Below are 20,118 nucleotides of genomic sequence, written 5' to 3' on the forward strand. Positions count from 1 at the left end.
GGAAGACATTGCAACGATTATTGATCCGAATGCTCGAATGGAAGATAAGGCAATGGCCTCCCTATTCACCTTTGTAAAGCCAGCTAAGTTCTTGGATACAATGGGGGATGTGGCAGGGCCAGGGTTGAAGAATTTCTCAGGTAGTAATAAGGCTTCTGTTAAACCTGTTTCAAATATGAAAGAGTTTTGGGATATGGAATTTGGGAAATCTATTAATAATTCCCTATCAAAATCAAAAGTAAAGTATGATGGACAATCAATTTATAAAGTAGAAAAGAAAACTGATAATTAATATCTGAAAAAGGGATATGGAGGAATTTAAATGGATGGAAAGATGGAAGGAATATTGAATATACTAGATAGACTTAATTCAAATATTAATATTGTTAACAAAGAGGATTTAGATGAGCAGTACGAAAACCTAGAGGATTTTAGAGATTTAATTAGAGATTTAATTAGAGATTTAGATATTTTATTAAACAGTTTTAATTCAGTAAATCAGAATGATGGTGATGAAGTAGAGAGAATGTTATTTGAACTTCATAGAATTATTACGACGTTTGAATGGCATTTTTCTGAAGTCAGTGATTTGAACACAAAAATTTTAAAAGAATATAAGGACAAAATCAATAACGTCTAGTCTAGAAAAAGATAACTATTTCGTTTATATATTGTACCATTTCTTGGTGTGTAGAAGAAAACGGAAAAATACAATAATTATTAATCCAATAAAGCTCCAAAGAATCAATTCAATAAATTACCTCCACCACTAGCCCGTTTTGAATTAGTTTGCTATAATGAGCATAATAAAAATTGGAAATGCGTTGATAAGAAATAGTACTTGCTAACTTGTTTTTAGAAAGTTGCTGGTTGATGAAAAGCAATAACAGGGAAGCAGGGAACTCGTCTTAGAGCAGACTTAGTGAAACCTAAACGATGTAGAGATTAGCTAAGGACGGAACCCCGCCGTTAACAGGGAAGGATATAAGGCAAATCTGTCTGTATCTGGATAAGTGCATGATAATAGTTGATTATCATGAAATCGGGGTGGTACCGCGTAAGCATAAGTCTTTCGTCTCCATAGCAATTGCTGGAGATGAAGGGCTTTTTTTATTTTCAAATTTAAGGGAGGAATGTACAATGTTTAATCACCAAAAATACGAAAAGCAATACTTTTTGCCGCCGACTCTTTCTTATGACTGGGTGAAGAAAGAAACGATAGAGAAAGCACCAACATGGTGCAGTGTTGATTTGCGGGATGGAAACCAGGCATTACCGATCCCGATGAATTTGGAAGAAAAGCTAGAAATGTTTCAACTGTTGGTAGATATCGGCTTTAAAGAAATAGAAGTTGCCTTTCCAGCTGCCTCTGATACAGAATTTAATCTGGTGCGGACACTGATTGACAACAATATGATCCCTGACGACGTGACGATTATGGTGATCACGCAGGCGAGAGAGCACATTATCCGTAAAACGTTTGAAGCGGTTCAAGGTGCTCCCAATGCAATTATCCATCTATACAATTCGACTTCAGAAGCCCAGCGCAGACAGGTCTTCAAGAAAACCAAGGATGAGATCAAACAAATTGCTGTAGATGGAGCCGTTTTAGTAAAAGAGCTTGCAGAGGAAACAGAAGGCAATTTTTATTTCCAATACAGTCCAGAAAGTTTTCCAGGAACAGAAGTGGATTATGCATTAGATATTTGTAATAGTGTGTTAGATATTTGGAAGCCAACACCCGAACATCAAGCAATCATCAATATACCGACAACAGTCGAGAATGCGATGCCTCATATTTTTGCCAGTCAAATTGAATATATCCATAAAAACTTATCGTACCGCGATGGTGTCAGGTTGTCGATTCATCCACATAATGACCGTGGCTGCGGAGTAAGTGATGCCGAATTTGGTGTTTTGGCAGGTGCAGAGAGAGTAGAAGGAACCTTATTTGGCATAGGGGAACGTACGGGAAATGTCGATCTGATTACGTTGGCAATGAATATGTATTCTCAAGGATATGATCCTAAATTGAATTTTAGTAACTTAGGAGCGATTCGAAAACAGTATGAAGGACTGACAAGAACGGCAGTATATGAACGACAGCCTTATTCCGGTGATCTTGTTTTTACAGCATTTTCTGGGTCACATCAAGATGCTATCTCCAAAGGCATGAAATACCGCAAGGAAAATCAGGTGGAAAAATGGGATGTACCGTATATTCCAGTAGATCCCATGGATTTGGGACGAAATTATCAAACAGATGTAATCCGTATAAACAGTCAGTCTGGTAAAGGCGGGATCGGTTATATCCTCGAAACCAATTATGGTATTAAGCTCCCGTATAAAATGAACGAAGAAATGGGATATGCTACGAAAAGAGTATCGGATCAAACAAATCGAGAGCTGTCTTCCGAGGAAATCTACCATGTTTTTAAAGAGCAGTATCTTGATTATTGCCCGCATTTCCAGTTAGTTGATTATCGCTTTGAAAAAGGAGAGCAGCAGGAAGTCACTTTGAAATTAAAACAAGCCGAGCAAAACATCGAGTTACAAGGAGAAGGTACTGGAAGTTTAGATGCAGTCAGTAATGCATTAAAAACGTCCTTTAAGCTTGATTATGAATTGGAAGTGTATGAGCAACATTCCTTAGGAAAAGATTCTCTGGCAGAATCCTGTGCACAGATCGGAATTTCACATAACGGGCAAATGTATTGGGGAGCTGGAATTGATGAGGATATTATGAAGGCATCGGTGCAGGCTTTGGTGGTTGCGGTAAATAGGTTGGTAGCTTTTAAGTAGATGGAAAGGGAAAAATTGCAGGCTGGCTCTGAAACTATAGTTGATAGGAGGACTTTGAAAATTTTAATAGAAATGGAGCAGTACAAAGAATTTGCACAAAAATGAAGTATTTCAAGAAGTCATTAAAGCATCACCAGATGCATTTACAACCTTTTGCAATAGAATAAGATTATTGTGTTTCACTATTGTTGAAAATTTATATGAGGTCGTGCTTATTCAAGTATCTTAGAGGTGGGACTTCTTCTTCAATGTGTTATGATGTCATAAAAGACAGGTAACAAGTACCTGTCTTTTATTTATCAGACTCAATTAAATAAGATTAATATTGACATCAGTATGTCTTAAGAAGATAGAAAATTAAGTTGGAACATGTATTAATTAATTTTTACAGCCATTTTTTTCACAATTAATTTTAGAATTTGTGTTCACCCAATGATTCGCATGGTCATTAGTATTATAACCACATCCTGTACTGCCGCCTTTTGTACCACTATGAATAATTCCTGTTGGGGTATGTTTCACAGCCATAATGTCACCTCCATTTCTTACTTAATATAGGTAATTATACACTAAAACAAAACCGCTTTCAAGAACTTGTGTTCGCTTAGTTCTGTGCGTTTATTTAAATCTATAAACCTACATTAGTAAATAAAGCTGCGAAGCTATAGACTAATGTACGGTAAATGAAATTGCAAAGTCTTTATTTTTTGATGAGCGAAGAAATTATTAGCTCTACCATAACATAGAAATCTGAACTATAATTTTTTATATTACTAATAAACTAGTCATAAAGTCGTCAAACAACATGTACTATCATTTGCAAAAATGATACAATTTACTAAGGGAATTACGAAAAAAGTCTCACTGAAAATCCAGCTATTTGGTATGAAGGGCAACGGTGTAAGCTTTGATGATCGCAGTCAATAGGCATGAGGGGTCTAACGTTCGTTTGAATATTGAGAGACGTGTATTAGATCCTTTAAAACCTGTTTCTAAATATAGTCTGAGAATAGAGGTGCAAACATGCTCCACCCAGGCCTGTACGAACAAATCGTAAACAAAGAATTAAAACAAGCGTTATCTATGCTAGAAGACGATCAATATGATATAAGCAAAGAAAACCTAGATGCAGAAGAAGCCAGCAAAAAATTGGCTAGCTATATTACAGATGTAACTCGAAGAGCATTAACCATGCTGCGTGAAAAAACCAAGAAGGATAAATCACTACTCTATCAAATAAAAGTTTGTAATAAAATTATTCGTTACCTAAGTAAAACATTAGATGAGGAAACCTTAGCATCGCTTCAAATTCAGGAAGAAGGAGAAGTGCTTACTTCCTTGTATGAGAAGTTAAATACGGCAAGCAGTATACATCCCACAGACAAACCTATTCGACCACTTACTTCTTTATCTGAAACATCCTTATTTACCGGATCAAAAAGTGAGCCAAATATGGTCAATGAATTGAAAAAGGAAATTGTAAGTTCGGACAAGATTCAAATGCTAGTCTCGTTTATTAAATGGAGTGGGCTACGAATCATTTTTGACGAATTAAAACAATTTACCGATCGTGGCGGAAAACTTCACATTATTTCAACCTCCTATATGGGTGCGACGGACTATAAAGCAATCAATGAATTGAGTAAATTACAGAATACGACGATCAAGTTATCTTACAATGTTAAAGTGACTCGTCTTCATGCGAAAGCATATATTTTTAAGCGCGATACCAATTTCAGCACAGCCTATATCGGTTCATCCAATTTATCCAATCCTGCGTTAACTTCTGGATTGGAATGGAATCTAAAAATCACGGAGAAAGAATCATTTGATGTGATGAAGAAAGTCGATGCTACGTTTGATTCTTACTGGAATGATGAAGAGTTTATTTTATTTGATCCAAACAAACAAGAGGATCACGATGTGTTAAAAGAATCATTGCAGCCGTATCGAGCAGAAGAAAGTCATTTTGCCACCTTTGATATTCGGCCTTTTCCTTACCAACAAGAAGTGCTGGATAAATTACAGGCAGAACGGGAAGTACATCAACATTATAAAAATTTAATTGTTGCAGCGACTGGTGTTGGCAAAACGGTTATTTCAGCATTTGATTATAAGCGCTTTTTGGAGCAGAATGGTCGACCTGCTAGGCTTTTGTTTGTTGCCCATCGAAAAGAAATATTAAAACAAGCATTGGAAACCTATCGTCATATTTTAAAGGATTTTAATTTTGGAGAATTATTATTTGGAGGGACTAAAGTCCAATCTATTGATCACCTCTTTATTACGATAGACAGTTTGAACAGTAAAGCGTTGTTTGAACATACGTCTAGTGATTTTTATGATTACATTGTTGTCGATGAATTTCATCATGCAGCGGCAGCCTCCTATCAAAGGTTATTAGATTACTATTCTCCTAAGGTTTTGTTAGGGTTGACGGCAACGCCTGAGCGGATGGATGGTAAAAATGTGATTAACTACTTTGATGGCCGAATTGCTGCTGAAATCCGTTTGACAGAGGCAATCGATCGAAAATTACTAAGTCCGTTTCAATATTTTGGTGTCACCGATACGGTCGATTTATCCAATGTAAAATTTACACGAAAAGGTTACGATCTGAAGGAATTAGAGAATGTTTATACCCATAATACGAAACGTGTTCAGCAAATTATTCATAGTGTAAACAAATATGTAACAGATATCGATACAGTAAAGGGATTAGGGTTTTGCGTCAGTGTAGAGCATGCAAAATATATGGCTCAGCAATTTAGTAATTACGGTATTCCTAGTTTAGCATTGGATGGCAACACCCATCATGAAATACGAGATAATGCGAAGAAGTTATTGGAAAAAGGGGACATCACCTTTATCTTTGTTGTAGATCTTTACAATGAAGGGGTGGATATTCCCCAGGTTAATACGATTTTATTTTTGCGTCCAACCGAAAGTTTGACGGTATTTTTGCAGCAGCTAGGTCGTGGGCTCCGTTTGCATGACGATAAAGAATGCTTAACGGTCCTTGATTTTATCGGACAAGCGCATAAGGAGTATAAGTTTGAAGATAAATTTCGTGCCTTAATCGGGCGCTCTCGTCATGCTATTAAGCATTATGTGGAAAACGGTTTCTCTAATTTACCACGGGGGAGTTTTATCCAGTTAGAAAAGCAAGCAAAAGACTATGTGCTTCGAAATATTAAAACGATTAAGAATTCGAAGCAGAATATCCTGATGAAACTTGAAAACTTTAAATATAATACAAGTCAGAAGCTAACATTAGTTAACTTTCTGGAGTTTTACCAACTTTCCCCATTTGAATTCTATGGTCGTAATGGTGATCGTTCCTTTTATCGCTTGCTGGTAGAAGCCGGACTATATGATGACTTTCAGTATGAAAAAGAGAAAGAAATCACGAAGCGTATTCCCTATTTATTACATATTAATTCGGAGCACTTGTTAAGCTTCTATCTACGTTATCTAGAGGATGAGGAAGTACGTAATCAGGAAGAACAATTAATGGTAAACATGTTATATTACACGTTTTACCGAAAGAGTCCGGAAAAATTAGGTTTTGATTCAATTGCAGAAGGCTTACATGAAGTATTAAAAAGTAATGAGATGAAGAAAGAGATACAAGCAATTTTTACGTATAATTATCGACATTTAGAACTAGTGGAAAAATCGCATGATTTAACCTTCGCATCGCCATTACGTGTTCATTCTAGTTATTCAACAGATCAAGTTTTATCAGCCTTGGGTTATTATAATGAGCAACAACGTCCAGAGTTTCGTGAAGGTGTAAAATATTTGAAAGATAAAAAGGTAGATGTCTTTTTCATCACTTTAAATATATCGGATAAAGATTTTTCTCCTTCGACGATGTATGATGATTATGCAATGAATGAGTGGTTATTTCATTGGCAATCGCAAAGTAGAACATCGATAACTTCTGAAACTGCTCAGCGATATATCCATCATCGCGAGCGCAATCATCAAATTTTATTATTTGTGCGTGAATATAAACAAGAGAATGGCTATGCGGCGCCTTTTACTTATTTAGGAACCGCTGATTATGTAAGACATTCGGGCAATAAGCCAATTAGTTTTGTTTGGAAACTCCATGAAAAAATACCAGCAAAGCTGATTGTTCAAGTGAATAAACATATCTTATAAATAACGTCTTCCTCATACTACGAGGGAGACGTTTTAGTTTTCATTATTTTTTTGACAGCAGGAATATCTGCTGCTGCCCAGATGAGTGAATCTAAATGTTCTGGTGCAAGCCATACTAATTTAGCATGTTCGGTTGCTTTTGGTGTTCCTTCTTTAATGGCTGCTTTGATTACGTGGAGATGAATCGTGAAGGTGTCGTATTCATGTGTATATTCACAAATAATTTCATCGGTTGTTATTTTACAATCTAGTTCCTCTAGTATTTCACGTTGTAAGGCCTCATGTGCAGCTTCGCCTTTTTTTATTTTACCCCCAGGGAACTCCCATTTATTAGGCATGCTCATTTTAAGTGAACGTAAAGCACAAAGAATTTCATGGTTATCATTTTCAATACAGGCAGCAGCTACTTCGATTGTTTTTTCCATTATGATCCTCCAGTGAGAAGACTGTAAATATATCATTTAAATTAGTGGAAAATCCCTTGAATAGAATGAATGTTCGATTTGATTGTGATATACTAAAAAATGGATAACGTTCTTATAGGGCAAGGTCGGCTAATCCCCTTATGAAAGGGGGTGATGCTTATGAGCATGTATGAGAGCTTCATGGTACTATTTGGTTTCGGTACCTTCTTGATTGCATTGCTCGCTTTGATCGTATCACTGATCAATAGAAAATAGACCTCCCTATTAACCAACCAAGTGAGTAGGAGAGGTCTATCACAATCGATAGCCGATCCCTCTAGGGGAACCGCTTATCCATAACCCGTAGTGACAGCTACGGGTTATTTAGTATATGCATTGCTCAATATAAGTATAACATAACTTAAAACAATTTGTGAATACAAGCAACTGGAATATGAAGCCTAAATGTAGTGATTATAAAGATGAAAATCCTTATAGGATTCCCACTTATCTAATTGAGCTGCCACAAAAATTTTCCTTCAATAATGAAAAAAGAAATCAGGTTTCGGAGTCATGCAACACTATCTTTAATTTTTACAATAAAATCTTTAATTTACTTAGTTTTTATATCAACTGTATTCTGCTAATATTTAATGAATAGAAAAGAAAGCGCTATCTATTAAACAACATGTTATGAGTGGAGGAGGTATTAGAATGGGACAAACAAATAAATTAGCACATCGAATGGCGAATAAAACGATTAAACTCGTTGATGCACAAGGGAACCCTGTAGCAGGGAAGGAAGTGGAACTGAAACAGACCAATCATCAATTTTTATTTGGTTCTGGGATTTTTGATGTCATCGATGTAGCAAATAAGAATGTACCAGCAGACAGACTTGCATTTCAAGAAGAAAAACTAGATAAATTTATAGATGTATTTAACGCTGGTACATTACCTTTCTATTGGGGAAGGTTCGAATCCGAAAAAGGTAAACCTCAAACAAAAGAATTACAGGCAGCAGCTCAGTGGTTAAAAGAGAGAAATGTAACGGTGAAAGGACATCCACTTTGTTGGCACACCGTAACAGCTCCTTGGCTTCTAGATATGAGCAATGAAGAAATTTTGCAAGCACAGTTTGCTAGAATTGAACGGGAAGTTACAGATTTCAAAGGCCTTATCGATATGTGGGATGTCATTAATGAAGTAGTCATTATGCCGATTTTTGACAAATATGATAATGGTATCACCAGAATAAGTAAAGATTTGGGGCGTGTTGGTATTATAAAAGAAATGTTTGCGAAGACACGTGAATTTAACCCAGATGCGACCTTGTTATTAAATGACTTCAATACATCAATAAATTATGAAATATTAATTGATGGCTGCTTAAATGCAGGTATCCAAATTGATGCGATTGGTATTCAGTCCCATCAACATCAAGGATATTGGGGACGTGAGAAATTAGAAGAAGTATTAGATCGCTTTTCACATTTCGGTCTTCCAATTCACTTTACAGAAAATACATTAACATCTGGACACCTGATGCCACCTGAAATAGATGATTTGAATGATTATCAGATTCCAGAATGGCCATCTACACCAGAATTCGAGGAACGTCAGGCGCAAGAAGTGGAAGAAATGTATTCTATTTTGTTTGAACATCCTCTTGTAGAGGCGATTACGACATGGTCCTTCAGTGATGATGGTGCATGGCTTGGGGCTCCAGCGGGATTTGTTCGGAAGGATAACAGTTTGAAGCCATCTTATGAGGTATTAAAGAAATTAATTAAAGGTGATTGGTATACGAATAAACAATCTAAAACAGATGACAACGGTATGGTATCATTGGAAGGATTCCTTGGAGATTATGACCTTTTATGTGATGGTAAAAAGGTAAGCTTTACATTAGATAAGAGTGAAGGAACTATGCAGTTGGTAGTGTGAATCGGGGACAGGTTTCTTGTCCCCTTTTATTCGTAAAAATGGTATGTAAAGAAAGCATCTAAAACGCAGTAATTTAATAAAAATAAGAAGAGCCATGAAATTGATTGAAAGTTTAGGCCGGTTAAAAGCGGATCGCTTGGATATGATTTTGTTCATGAGGTTTCCCCTTATTTTCATGGAGGTGAATTGTAAACGTATCACATTCATGTGTATATTCACAAATAATCTCAGTGGTTGCAAATTTACAATCCAGTTCTTCTAATATTTTGCGTTGTAATGCTCATGTGCAGTTTCACCTTATCCCTAGGGAACTCCCATTTACTAAGCATGTTCTTCGTATGTGAGCGCAAAGCACTTAGATTTATGGTTATCATTTTCAATACAGGCCACAGCTACTTCTATTGTTTTTTTCATCATGATCCTCCAATTGGTAAAGTTATTTGAGAAAAATCCATTTAATTGAGAATTATTATCACTTGTTGTATAGTAAATAGTAACAATACTATATTGGAGTTAAGGAGAATATATCATGCAAATATACTGGACTAAAATAAATAAAATCATAGAAGAAACACCTGAGGTCAAAACGTACCTGCTCGACTGTCCGGAAGACTTTACATGGGAAGAAGGTTCCCACACCCACTTCGCATTGGAAGGCTTTAATGCTGGAGATAAACCAAACCGTAGCCTGATTCGTCACATGTCCATTTCCACTCTACCAAATGAAAATTCAATCGGTATTACAACACGTATCAGAGAGCAGTGTTCTGAATTTAAATCGATTTTAAGAAATATGGAGATTGGCAATGAAGTGGCCATATTTAAGACACATTCGAATGTACCACTTAAAAGAGAAGACAAAAATGTTTATTTGCTGTCATCTGGTGTCGGCCTAGCAACTTTCAGACCGCTTGTACTTGATTATTTCGAACGCGCTGACAACGTCAATCAAATGCATTCTCTGAACATCGATTCATCAAAAGATTTTTTATTTACCAATATTTTTCAACCTGCACCTGACAAGAAGTTCACATCACAGTTTGTTGATAACCGTAAAGACTACTATGAAGAAGTGAAAAATCTTGCTGCTGACAAGGATGGTCTCTTCTACGTTGTCGGCAGTGATGAATTCCTTGTTCAGAACATAGAAGTACTTCGTGAGCAGGGCATCAACCCGGAACAAATTATGCTTGATAAGCATGAACAATCACGATCTGAGTTTTTAGCATTTTAAAAAGAAGATTATCTTTGTGGAAATCCAGAAGCCTAGTTCCTCTGTACAAATAAGGGGGAATTAGGCTTTTTTATGAAGTTAACGCGTTAAATGCATACACGTAAATGGGTATGAAGAACGTCTAGGTAAGTTGTATGAATCAAACGATCAGATAAGTTTATTGTTAATTTGTATAAGTATACTTTACTTTTTTTAAAGAAAAAGTTTATAATTTCTGTAGAGGTGATGATAATGAAAGGGAATTTTGATGATTCGATATCCAATAAAGTGTATGAATATCGAGTCCTTGCCAGAATGTCTCAACGAGAGCTGGCAGAGAAAGTTGGTGTTTCTAAACAAACCATTTTTGTAATGGAGAAAGGAAACTATGTTCCTACGTTACTACTAGCCTTTCGTATTGCTGATTTCTTTGAAGTTGATGTGAACGATATTTTTACTTATGAGAAAGGAAATGATTAAATTGAAAATTGAATCTATCTTTGATCCTTTAAGAACCTGGGCGGAACAATCACCTGGTAATTGGAATATCCTCCTTGGTAGTGGTTTTGTATTGCTTACAGTTGGAATGATTCTAGTATTCGTATTTACGAAGAAAATGGGTAAAGGTGATGAAAGAACCAATACCATAAATTTAAAAAGTTCCCTCATTATGTTATGGGGAATAGTTATATGTGATTTTATTTTCCCGAAAGAATACATGTGGCAAATTTTCCTCTTATTTAAATATGGTTTGGCATTAATCGCTTCGGGAATATATCTAGCTGTTCAATATAAGAGAGATTTTTTAAACTAACTAGATTAGTGCAAAACAAAAGTATAGTAAATATGAATAAGGCAAAGAGGTGTAAAAAGTATTTGACACACCCTTTTGTCTTATTTTATTATGTGGGTGTAAAACGTTTTTTACACCATTCGGATGTGGAGGATATTGGATGGAAAACAGAATTAAGCATTACAGAGAGAAAAACAGTCTTTCACAAGGTGATTTAGCTGAATTGTGTAATGTAAGTAGACAAACAATTAACGCTATTGAGAACAACAAATATGACCCAAGTTTACAATTAGCATTTGATATTTCCAGAAATTTAAGTGTTACTATGGAGGATTTATTTGTACCTAAGGTGAAAAACAGATCGTGAAAACTTTTCTAAAGTGTGAAGGTTTATATTAGAGAGTTGAAGATGCTCTTTTATAATAAAAAATACGAATATGGGGGAAATAATAATGAAAAATAAAAGACGTTTCAGCATAATGTTATCTAGTTTACTTTTACTTATTTTAGTGGGTTTTGGATTATACAAATGGATTAGATTCAATATGTTAGATATTAACACTATATTTTTTATAGCTATAGCTATTGCTTATTTATTCAACTCATTAAATTGGGGAGATATGCAAGGAGGCGATAATGAAGATGAATTAGATAAGCATATTTCTACTCAAAGTGCTAAGATAAGTTATTTTATTGTATTAATAATTGCCGGGATCACTTTATTTACAACCGACTTTGCAGTTAATTTCAATGATATTGAAAATATGCCACTTCTATTTGTTTTTTGTTCTTCATTAATAGTCTTACCTATAACGGAGTATTTCTTTTCTAAAAAATTTAAATAAGGCTAGACATACCCTTCATATTATATCTTTTAGAGTTTTGTTGCGTTAGCTATTACATAATTCTGCTATGATATGAGGGGGCAAACTCTAGGAAAATATGTGGAAAGCAGTTGCCATAGCCTAGCTTCCATAATAATATTTTTCGCGGTGATGGATTGATAGGTAACTGTTCTAATGTCTGAGCATTAACCGTCGAGGGTAACCCCTAGTTTAAACACTACCATGTCCCTACTTTTAATGGTTTCCAGGATGGCCGTTAGTCATTATCCTTCTCCCCGAACTATAACATTGCCGAGAAGGATGTATCACTTACTCCTTTTTGTTTCAGTTCACACTCCATATTTTGGTCAACATCTCCTAGTTCGGTATGCTTCCATTACAGGTAATATACATAATGGCTCAGTATTAGTTTTCAGCGTCTGTAAACATAATGGTATAGTATATTTATTAACTTGTCATGATGAATAAAGGAGATGAACAGAATGAAGCCTATTACCAAAAAACGAACGAAGGCTATTTTAATTGACTTAGCCATTTCGAGTGCTGTAACTGTTGGTGTAGAGTATTTCTTAAGGAAAAAAGTAAAAAATGAAGCTGTTCATGTTGTCGTAACACCAACTGTCGTTATGTGGGCGCTTGAATATATGCAACTGCGAAAATGTGGTCAAACCTTTGGCTACAAAAAAATGGGTCTGACGCTTGTGAATAAGAATAATGCTCAACTGACATCGAGCCAAATCGTGAAACGTATAGCGTACAGAGATACAGTGAGCACCATTGATTATCTGAAAGACGCTAAAACATTCGAGGAACAAGATGGAGCGGTACTTCCTCATGATCGCTATGCAAAGACAGTGGTTAAAGAAGTATAAGAATTACAACACTCCGTTTGTTGAAGTGATTAGGTAGCCTTTCTTAGATGAGAATAATATATAGAGAGGTGTCTAATTTCTTGATTTGGGTTGAATAGTAGACATGTAAATATTTTATAGTTGAATTTTTGATGAAAAATGATAAAATTCTTCAAGTGCCAACTAACCAATTATCTGAAAATTTTCAAAAAACAACAAGGAGTGCTTATCATCATGAGTAAGGATTTGGTGTTAATTCAAGATCCTATGGCGATTTTTGCTTATTTAAGCGCAATTGTCGGGATTGTATTTATGTTATCTACTATTGATAATAAATTTCTGCGTAAATTTTTTCGATATGCTCCACCTTTAATCTGGATGTATTTTTTACCAATGCTCTCTACGACGTTTGGTATTATTCCGCAAAGTTCGGATTTATATAGTTTTCTAAGTACGTATATCCTTCCGGCGGGCTTGTTATTACTAATGATTAGTACGAACGTTCCGGCCACGTTTAAGCTTGGCGGGAAAGCTGTTGTACTATTTTTGGCAGGGACCATAGGCGTTGTTATTGGTGGACCGATTGCATTTGCGCTCTTCCAAGGAATGCTGCCAGAGGAAGCTTGGCGTGGAGTCGGTGCGCTTGCTGGAAGTTGGATTGGTGGATCAGCCAATATGGGTGCTATGATTGAAGCATTCCAGACACCTGATGACATATTAAGTCCGGTTATTTTGACAGATACATTAGTTGGAATTAGCTGGATGGGTGTCATGATCGCATTAGCCAATTTCCAAGATAAATTTAATAGCTGGAATGGCGCTGATAATTCTACTATTAAGCAAGTGAATGCAGATATTGCAACAGATATAGAACGAAATGCTAAACCGTTGCAACTTCCACAGCTATTCGGAATTTTAGGAATTGGGGTGGCAGGCTCTTATATTATTCGTGTCTTCGCAGATATGGATTTTATTCCGAAAAGTGATGTGATGAATACTTCCACTTGGACGTTTATTTTAATTACTGCTGTTGGAATTGCACTTTCCTTTACCAAAGTAAGAAATCTAGAATACTACGGTGCTAGTAAAATAGGTTATCTAGGCATATACTTATTTTTAACTGGTATTGGTGCACAAGCGAATTTAGCAGATGTTGTGCAGGCACCTCAGTTTATCCTAATGGGAGCTGTTTGGTTAGCGATTCATATTATTTGTATCTTTATTGCTGCAAGATTATTAAAAGCACCGTTGTTTTTCGTGGCAGTTGGATCTCAAGGTAATATAGGTGGAACAAGTTCGGCTCCGATTGTTGCATCGGTATTCCAGCCTGCATTAGCGCCTGTTGGATTATTGATGGGTATTTTAGGTAATATTGTCGGGACCTATGCAGCTTTACTGTGTGGACAATTAGCACGGATGGTTGTAGGAGGATAGGCTATATATCGCTGGTTCTTCGAATGGCTACTCGAGATCCTTTTAGCAGACAGTTAATATTAACAAATGTAGAAAAGCCCCAAACAGTTGTTATAGCTGATTTGGGGCTTTGTTTTGTTTGTTAGGCAATAATGTCAAGTACATTTATAGTTGTATTTAATATTATACTCATCTGTTACCTGGAGTGAGCAAGGAGGATACATATGCCAATGACGGTCCGGATCGATTTATGTCTTCTTATTAGAAATTAGACGATATGATAGGGGATTGGCAAAACGTGGATTTAATCAGGGGGTTGTCTTGTCACATTAGAGAGATTCAACTTAAAATTTAGGGGTAGATGAATCAATTGAAGATTCAAGTAAATATTTGGAGAGTATTATGCTTTGTGCCAAGTGCGTTTTACTAGAAACAGATGAATCATTGTTATAAATTAATCGTATATACCATGAAGGGAGAACCCGATTTTTAAAAAGTTCTCTTTCACTCTATAGACAATCGCTTCTTTAAAGTCAGATAGGCGCGCTATTAAGCATCCATAAATGAATAAAGTAAAGAATAACGATGTGTACAGGGTAGAATATATAGAAAAAATACTTCGCTCCCTTTCCTCTATTTCCGTTGTAAAGCAATATTAAAGGAAGTGCAAAAATCATTAACCATTGAGTGTCTTCAAATGGAAACAAGATATTTGAGATGCCACCTCCTATTCCTCCTCTCCATTTTAGTGGGATTACAAAAATAATTAAACTGAACAGGAGATATCCAACGGCCACTACCCCTTTATTTTTGTTAGTTAAATAAAAAAGAATCCCTAATACGATAAAGAGAATCCCACCTTCTGTTAACAAAACATTACCAAAGATGGTACCAAAAAACATATAGGTCGCTGTTAAATCATTTAATGATAGCAAGCTATATTTTTCTACGAGAGTAATAGACAAGAAAGTCGAGATTATTTGCCATACGAAAAAATAAAGAAGATATTTTGTTTGCCTTTGGTCTAATAACATAATCAATAGCCCAACTAAAAATAGGGGAGCTAAGAAATTATTTGTTAGATAATAATCAACATAAATGGCTTCTCTTCTTTCATAATAATGGACAATTTGATTAATAATCATATTCATAACACCCATCCCAAATGCGAATACGTATAAGCGGACAAGGTACTTTTTTATATTGGATGTATGTTTATAACCTATTATTATGCAGTATATAAATATAGGAGCTGCTAACCTTCCTAGCCAATGAAACCAATCTGGCATATCAGGGATGAAATAACCAATATGATCAATAACCATAGCAGTCAAGGCTATAATTTTTAATTTTGTATTGGACATAGTGCTCTCACCTTTTAAAATGTAGATGATAAAATATAAAACGCCAAATGGATTACTTTGGCGTTTTATATTCTTTGTTTAACTATCTAACCTATAATATTTAGTTCAAAAAATCATTATATGTTACATATCAATGTAGCGATCAAAGTTACTAGGGGCGTGAAATAACAGATAATACTTTGCATTATGATCTAATCCAGAAGGATAGCCAAACCTATCATTACTTATTTATCCATAAATTCGAAGTATTTGCTTTACCAGAAAAAAACATTCTACCTGATTTAGATATGTCAGGTGTTTGTGAAGGAGGATAAACACCAAATGGAGAAATCTCCTCTTTTTTAATCCCCTTTATTGAATCTATTTTAGTTTACCATAGAAATTAGGAATTTTGTGTAAATTATATATAAATATTCAAATATTTACCTTGAAATGATGTGCGTATCGGAGGAAGAGGTCAGAACCCTACGTGAAGAGGACTGTTGGTAGGTTTTGTACATAGCATCTGCTTAGTTGTCTTACAGCTTTAGCGACTTGTATATTAAAATCGGTTATCATAGTCTTTATAAGAATAAAAGAGAAAGGAAATCACAATGAAAAATTTATTTTCAATTGGAGAAATGGCGAAACTTCATAACACCACTATGAAAACGCTAAGGTATTATGACCAGATTGGTTTACTGGAACCTATTCAAATTGATGTGAATAATGGCTATAGATATTATTCAACTGAACAATTTGAGCAATTAAATACTATTCAATATTTAAAAGGATTAGGTTTTTCTTTAAAGGATATAAAAAGCCATTTAGATCATAGAGATATAGATGATTTCGTGAATTTATTAGAAACGCAAAAACGTCTAACTGAGAATAAAATCAAAGAGTTAGAGCGGGTTAACCGCAAATTTGAGAATCGAATAAAGGATATAAAATTGGCTCAAGGAGTAGGGGAGTTGGGAGTCGTACGAATAGTCGAAATGGAAGAGCGGAACGTAATAAGGTTAATTGAAAATATCGGTTCAGAACCAGAGGTGGAACTTTCTTTGAGACAATTAGAGAATCTAGCGAATATGAATTCCTCTATATTTATTGGTGGTGTTGGATTTACGGTTAGGACCAAAAATCTTGATGACAAAAAATTTGATGAATATAACTCTATTTTCATCATCATCGAAGAAGAAGATATAGATAGCCCTTTAGTTACATCTTTTCCAAAGGGAAAATATGCCTCTATTTATTATAATGGAGATCATACTGGATCTGCTCCATATTATAAGAAATTACTTCATTACATCGAAGAGAACGGTTATCAAATAGTAGGAGATGCTATAGAGAGGACCATCATTGACCACTATATCTCCAAATATAAAGAAGATTACCTTACAGAAATACAAATTCCCATTAACTATTGACCTTCCCCTTACAGGAAGGTTTATTATTTTTGTTGCTAATTGAAAAAAGGACTTCTTTTTTGATTACAACAAAATAATAAAATAGAGGTGTGAGAAAGTATGACTCATGTTAATAATAAGATGTGGTCACTGTCGTTCATTTTTGTAGTAATTTCCAATGCTTTAGTATTTATGATTTTTGAAATGCTATTACCTACGCTTCCTTTATTTGTAACAGCTATAGGAGGAGAAGCGAGCCAAGTTGGTTTAGTAACAGGTGTTTTTATGTTATCAGCTATTTTTATTCGTCCATTTGCAGGAATCCTTGCAACAAAATTTGATAAAAAACTGCTTTTAATTTTAGGTACATTAATCATAGCCCTGTCTACAGGAGCCTATTATTTATCAACTAATATCACCATGTTATTACTATTTCGACTCATTCACGGAGCTGGATTTGGGTTAGCCACTACTTACTTTACTACCGTTGCAGCTGAAATCATTCCTAGTGATCGACGAGGTGAGGGGATTGGTTACTTCGGGGCAGGAGAAACAATAGCGATCTCTGTAGGTCCAATGATTGGAATGATAACATTAGAATTATATGACTTCCAGCGATTATTCCTTGGAGGAATGGCTATTATGTTACTAGCTGTTATCATGGCAGTTTTTATAAAAAGAGGACCTAATAGCCAAGAGTTAGATAAAAGAGAAAATATAAAATTTAAACTATGGGAGAAGAAAGTGCTGTTTCCAGCAATGCTCGTATTTTTAATCGGTATTGCAGCAGGAGGAATTATGTCTTTCTTTTCTTTGTATGCGATAGAGAAAGATTTTGATAAAGTAGGTTTGTTTTTCTTATTAATCGCAGCAGCTAGTCTCGTCATTCGACTAATATCAGGAAGGCTATTTGATATATATGGACCGTCGGTTATTCTTATACCTGGATCGATTCTATCTATTATAGGTTTGATTCTACTTTACGTAGCAGTTAGTGATAGCACCTTCTTTATAGCAGCTATCTTTTATGGGTTTGGATTTGGTTCTATCTTCCCAGCTATTCAAACATGGTGTATGAACTTGGTAGACGAACACGAGCATGAAAGTGCAATGGCTTCCTTCTTTAACTTCTTTGATTTAGGTATTGGGGGAGGTTCCTTTATATTAGGATTAATGGCTAATGTTAGTTCTTATCAAGCAGTATATGGTGTAGCAACCATTGTATATGTTGTATTTCTCCTGATCTATGTTATTTCTATTTCTATAAAAAGGCAATCAGAGAAGAATAGTGGGGAAAGTGACCAAGTGAGCAGCTTTTAACAGCTGGCTACTAAAAAAGTCCCATCAGTTAAAAAACTATCTGCTCAAGTAAAGTAAAACTTGTTGGTCACATGACATTTGGTTCATTATGCCAGTTAAAAAAATTTTAAAAAGACGACTTTCATTCGAGAATGAGAGTCGTCTTTTTTCCGTGATCGATCTTGGAGAAGAATGAAACGAAGCTGGAGAAAAGAATAAACTCATTTTTTTAATATAACCTAGAAGGTTTTGTTTGGTACCAGAAAAAACCATATATTCACCTTACAAGTCGTTTAAAAATAAACACAAACAAGACAACAACTACAGAACAACCAAATATTCCTGCAGCTAACATTCCTAACGCGATTCCATACCATGCATTCATCATCATAGCTACTAAAATACTTGCAATAAATGTTAAAACAGCAATAGAAAAGCTAACGATAGAAGGTAAATAGGTTTTTCTAGGATAATAATAATAGTGGCAAAACACACTTAATAATCCGACTAGTAACATATACAAAATAGCTAATGTGAAGCTATTTATCGATTGATCTATCAGTCGCATTAATAGCTTTTCATTTGTTGATGCAGGTAAGTCTAACTCCATTTTTTTGATGTTATGAGATGTTAAATCGATCGTCATCAGTTGATATTCAGCTGGGTCTTGTGCCCAGTTAGTATATTCCAAGAATGCGATTTTATCTTCGCTATGAAAAAATACTGGAGATTCGATAGAATTCTCTAAGCTAGTTAATTTCTCAACATCGTATGCTGTCAAATCTAACAAGAATAATTCATATTCAAACAATGAATTACCTTCAGCTTCATTTGCCACATCTGTAAACGCCAAATGTTCTCCATCTGGAGATAGTTGTGGTGAGTGGAATGATTGTTCTTCAACTATTTCTTTAGGAATAATCGGAGCTTGTTTCGTTATATTTTCTTTTTCGAGTGAGTAAGAGTAAATTCGGTCACCTTTGCCGTCGAACTCGCTATAATAAATAGTTTGCCCATCAGGAGAAAGAGACAAATCATCCATCGAAAAATGATCAGCATCTGTTAATTTACTTATAGTTCCCTCATCAATCTGGGTGGAATACAAATCAAATCCTTCTCTAGATTGCTCTCCTTTATTATATTCCTCCGCTTCGATTCCAATAAAAAAGATCGTTTCTCCATCATTTGAGAATATCGCATCTCTTACGTGCATATCACGATTAGTCAATTGTTTTTTGTCACTACCGTCTTGATTGATTACTTGAAGTGTTTGAATGCCATTGTTGTTTTCACTCATATACACAATCTTGGATCCATCAGATGAGTAGGAGGGATTGTGATCTCTTGTATTACTGTCGTCTGTTATTTGTCTAACATCAGTACCGTTTGGACTTGCAGTATAAATAGATTCTTCTCCATCGATGTAGTAGGAAAATGCAATTTGTGAATCATCAGGAGCTATACTAATCGTTGAGCCAAGTCCTGTGAAATATTTATAGTTATCATTATCGCTAAAAATAGTATAAAGTAATGCTAGCGCAAAACAAAGAAATACTATACCAATAATAATTAGAAAGAGCTTTTTTCGCCTCAAAAATGTTATGCTCCTTTCTAGTTTATATGTTT

19 protein-coding genes, 1 pseudogene and 1 other annotated feature are annotated in these 20,118 nt (G+C 35.1%); of the genes and pseudogenes, 16 read left to right on the forward strand and 4 right to left on the reverse strand.

Annotated elements, in window-relative coordinates:
* The 3 genes and pseudogenes from GH715_RS21495 to GH715_RS06370 form a co-directional block, all read left to right on the forward strand.
* A pseudogene (locus tag GH715_RS21495) lies at positions 1–292 on the forward strand (hypothetical protein); the annotation flags it as partial.
* 30 nt (positions 293–322) lie between these two features.
* Positions 323–640, forward strand: coding sequence for a hypothetical protein (locus tag GH715_RS06365; RefSeq protein ID WP_153834696.1), 318 nt, complete (start codon positions 323–325; stop codon positions 638–640).
* Positions 641–815: 175 nt separating this feature from the next.
* Positions 816–1,083 (forward strand) — a binding site (T-box leader).
* 57 nt (positions 1,084–1,140) lie between these two features.
* Positions 1,141–2,802, forward strand: coding sequence for a 2-isopropylmalate synthase (locus GH715_RS06370; protein ID WP_153834695.1), 1,662 nt, complete (start codon positions 1,141–1,143; stop codon positions 2,800–2,802).
* Positions 2,803–3,180: 378 nt separating this feature from the next.
* Here GH715_RS06370 and GH715_RS06375 read toward each other — a convergent pair whose 3' ends face one another.
* Entirely contained in the window at positions 3,181–3,330 is a 150-nt protein-coding gene (locus GH715_RS06375; protein ID WP_163578493.1) for a hypothetical protein, read from the reverse strand.
* Positions 3,331–3,825: 495 nt separating this feature from the next.
* On the opposite strand from GH715_RS06375, the gene GH715_RS06380 reads away from it, so the two are divergent.
* On the forward strand, positions 3,826–6,972 hold the full coding sequence (locus GH715_RS06380) for a DEAD/DEAH box helicase (RefSeq protein WP_153834694.1): 3,147 nt from the start codon (positions 3,826–3,828) through the stop codon (positions 6,970–6,972).
* A gap of 17 nt (positions 6,973–6,989) precedes the next feature.
* On the opposite strand, the gene GH715_RS06385 is transcribed toward GH715_RS06380, so the two are convergent.
* Complete coding sequence (locus GH715_RS06385) at positions 6,990–7,397, reverse strand: (deoxy)nucleoside triphosphate pyrophosphohydrolase (protein ID WP_153834693.1); 408 nt, start codon at positions 7,395–7,397, stop codon at positions 6,990–6,992.
* 159 nt (positions 7,398–7,556) lie between these two features.
* Here GH715_RS06385 and GH715_RS06390 point away from each other — a divergent pair, with 159 nt between their 5' ends.
* The 9 genes from GH715_RS06390 (at position 7,557) to GH715_RS06430 (ending at position 14,459) form a co-directional block, all read left to right on the forward strand.
* The gene (locus GH715_RS06390; protein ID WP_073200242.1) at positions 7,557–7,652 is read left to right on the forward strand and encodes a putative holin-like toxin; all 96 of its coding nucleotides are present in this window, start codon (positions 7,557–7,559) and stop codon (positions 7,650–7,652) included.
* A gap of 438 nt (positions 7,653–8,090) precedes the next feature.
* Complete coding sequence (locus GH715_RS06395; RefSeq protein WP_153834692.1) at positions 8,091–9,323, forward strand: endo-1,4-beta-xylanase; 1,233 nt, start codon at positions 8,091–8,093, stop codon at positions 9,321–9,323.
* Positions 9,324–9,852: 529 nt separating this feature from the next.
* Positions 9,853–10,557 carry a ferredoxin reductase domain-containing protein gene (locus GH715_RS06400; RefSeq protein WP_153834691.1) on the forward strand — a complete coding sequence of 235 codons (705 nt, stop codon included), beginning with the start codon at positions 9,853–9,855 and terminating at the stop codon, positions 10,555–10,557.
* Between the two features lie 231 nt (positions 10,558–10,788).
* The gene (locus tag GH715_RS06405; protein WP_018931982.1) at positions 10,789–11,016 is read left to right on the forward strand and encodes a helix-turn-helix transcriptional regulator; all 228 of its coding nucleotides are present in this window, start codon (positions 10,789–10,791) and stop codon (positions 11,014–11,016) included.
* Positions 11,009–11,350, forward strand: coding sequence for a DUF2178 domain-containing protein (locus GH715_RS06410; RefSeq protein WP_153834690.1), 342 nt, complete (start codon positions 11,009–11,011; stop codon positions 11,348–11,350). Before GH715_RS06405 ends, GH715_RS06410 begins: the two co-directional genes overlap by 8 nt.
* A gap of 139 nt (positions 11,351–11,489) precedes the next feature.
* Positions 11,490–11,696, forward strand: a complete 207-nt coding sequence (locus tag GH715_RS06415; protein ID WP_153834689.1) for a helix-turn-helix transcriptional regulator — start codon at positions 11,490–11,492, stop codon at positions 11,694–11,696.
* Between the two features lie 85 nt (positions 11,697–11,781).
* On the forward strand, positions 11,782–12,174 hold the full coding sequence (locus GH715_RS06420; RefSeq protein ID WP_153834688.1) for a DUF2178 domain-containing protein: 393 nt from the start codon (positions 11,782–11,784) through the stop codon (positions 12,172–12,174).
* 482 nt (positions 12,175–12,656) lie between these two features.
* Positions 12,657–13,046: an RDD family protein gene (locus tag GH715_RS06425; RefSeq protein WP_153834687.1), complete on the forward strand. Its 390-nt coding sequence runs from the start codon at positions 12,657–12,659 to the stop codon at positions 13,044–13,046.
* Positions 13,047–13,259: 213 nt separating this feature from the next.
* Positions 13,260–14,459: a DUF819 family protein gene (locus tag GH715_RS06430; protein ID WP_153834686.1), complete on the forward strand. Its 1,200-nt coding sequence runs from the start codon at positions 13,260–13,262 to the stop codon at positions 14,457–14,459.
* 512 nt (positions 14,460–14,971) lie between these two features.
* Here the strand turns inward: GH715_RS06430 and GH715_RS06435 are convergent.
* On the reverse strand, positions 14,972–15,802 hold the full coding sequence (locus tag GH715_RS06435) for a TraX family protein (RefSeq protein ID WP_153834685.1): 831 nt from the start codon (positions 15,800–15,802) through the stop codon (positions 14,972–14,974).
* A 179-nt stretch (positions 15,803–15,981) separates the two neighbouring features.
* On the opposite strand from GH715_RS06435, the gene GH715_RS21760 reads away from it, so the two are divergent.
* The 3 genes from GH715_RS21760 (at position 15,982) to GH715_RS06445 (ending at position 18,513) form a co-directional block, all read left to right on the forward strand.
* A complete protein-coding gene (locus GH715_RS21760) occupies positions 15,982–16,116 on the forward strand; it encodes a hypothetical protein (RefSeq protein ID WP_276208101.1) in 135 nt (44 codons plus the stop codon).
* 279 nt (positions 16,117–16,395) lie between these two features.
* Positions 16,396–17,214 carry a MerR family transcriptional regulator gene (locus GH715_RS06440; RefSeq protein ID WP_153834684.1) on the forward strand — a complete coding sequence of 273 codons (819 nt, stop codon included), beginning with the start codon at positions 16,396–16,398 and terminating at the stop codon, positions 17,212–17,214.
* Between the two features lie 99 nt (positions 17,215–17,313).
* A complete protein-coding gene (locus GH715_RS06445; RefSeq protein ID WP_153834683.1) occupies positions 17,314–18,513 on the forward strand; it encodes an MFS transporter in 1,200 nt (399 codons plus the stop codon).
* A gap of 256 nt (positions 18,514–18,769) precedes the next feature.
* On the opposite strand, the gene GH715_RS06450 is transcribed toward GH715_RS06445, so the two are convergent.
* Positions 18,770–20,086: a TolB family protein gene (locus GH715_RS06450; protein WP_153834682.1), complete on the reverse strand. Its 1,317-nt coding sequence runs from the start codon at positions 20,084–20,086 to the stop codon at positions 18,770–18,772.
* Between the last annotated feature and the right edge of the window lie 32 nt (positions 20,087–20,118).

Source organism: Gracilibacillus thailandensis (genome assembly GCF_010994055.1).
GTDB classification, from domain to species: Bacteria; Bacillota; Bacilli; order Bacillales; family Amphibacillaceae; genus Gracilibacillus; species Gracilibacillus lacisalsi.

Coding starts and splice junctions, on each gene's coding strand:
- GH715_RS06365 (WP_153834696.1), top strand. CDS start 323: ATGGATGGAAAGATGGAAGGAATATTGAATATACTAGATAGACTTAAT.
- GH715_RS06370 (WP_153834695.1), top strand. CDS start 1,141: ATGTTTAATCACCAAAAATACGAAAAGCAATACTTTTTGCCGCCGACT.
- GH715_RS06375 (WP_163578493.1), bottom strand. CDS start 3,330: ATGGCTGTGAAACATACCCCAACAGGAATTATTCATAGTGGTACAAAA.
- GH715_RS06380 (WP_153834694.1), top strand. CDS start 3,826: ATGCTCCACCCAGGCCTGTACGAACAAATCGTAAACAAAGAATTAAAA.
- GH715_RS06385 (WP_153834693.1), bottom strand. CDS start 7,397: ATGGAAAAAACAATCGAAGTAGCTGCTGCCTGTATTGAAAATGATAAC.
- GH715_RS06390 (WP_073200242.1), top strand. CDS start 7,557: ATGAGCATGTATGAGAGCTTCATGGTACTATTTGGTTTCGGTACCTTC.
- GH715_RS06395 (WP_153834692.1), top strand. CDS start 8,091: ATGGGACAAACAAATAAATTAGCACATCGAATGGCGAATAAAACGATT.
- GH715_RS06400 (WP_153834691.1), top strand. CDS start 9,853: ATGCAAATATACTGGACTAAAATAAATAAAATCATAGAAGAAACACCT.
- GH715_RS06405 (WP_018931982.1), top strand. CDS start 10,789: ATGAAAGGGAATTTTGATGATTCGATATCCAATAAAGTGTATGAATAT.
- GH715_RS06410 (WP_153834690.1), top strand. CDS start 11,009: ATGATTAAATTGAAAATTGAATCTATCTTTGATCCTTTAAGAACCTGG.
- GH715_RS06415 (WP_153834689.1), top strand. CDS start 11,490: ATGGAAAACAGAATTAAGCATTACAGAGAGAAAAACAGTCTTTCACAA.
- GH715_RS06420 (WP_153834688.1), top strand. CDS start 11,782: ATGAAAAATAAAAGACGTTTCAGCATAATGTTATCTAGTTTACTTTTA.
- GH715_RS06425 (WP_153834687.1), top strand. CDS start 12,657: ATGAAGCCTATTACCAAAAAACGAACGAAGGCTATTTTAATTGACTTA.
- GH715_RS06430 (WP_153834686.1), top strand. CDS start 13,260: ATGAGTAAGGATTTGGTGTTAATTCAAGATCCTATGGCGATTTTTGCT.
- GH715_RS06435 (WP_153834685.1), bottom strand. CDS start 15,802: ATGTCCAATACAAAATTAAAAATTATAGCCTTGACTGCTATGGTTATT.
- GH715_RS06440 (WP_153834684.1), top strand. CDS start 16,396: ATGAAAAATTTATTTTCAATTGGAGAAATGGCGAAACTTCATAACACC.
- GH715_RS06445 (WP_153834683.1), top strand. CDS start 17,314: ATGACTCATGTTAATAATAAGATGTGGTCACTGTCGTTCATTTTTGTA.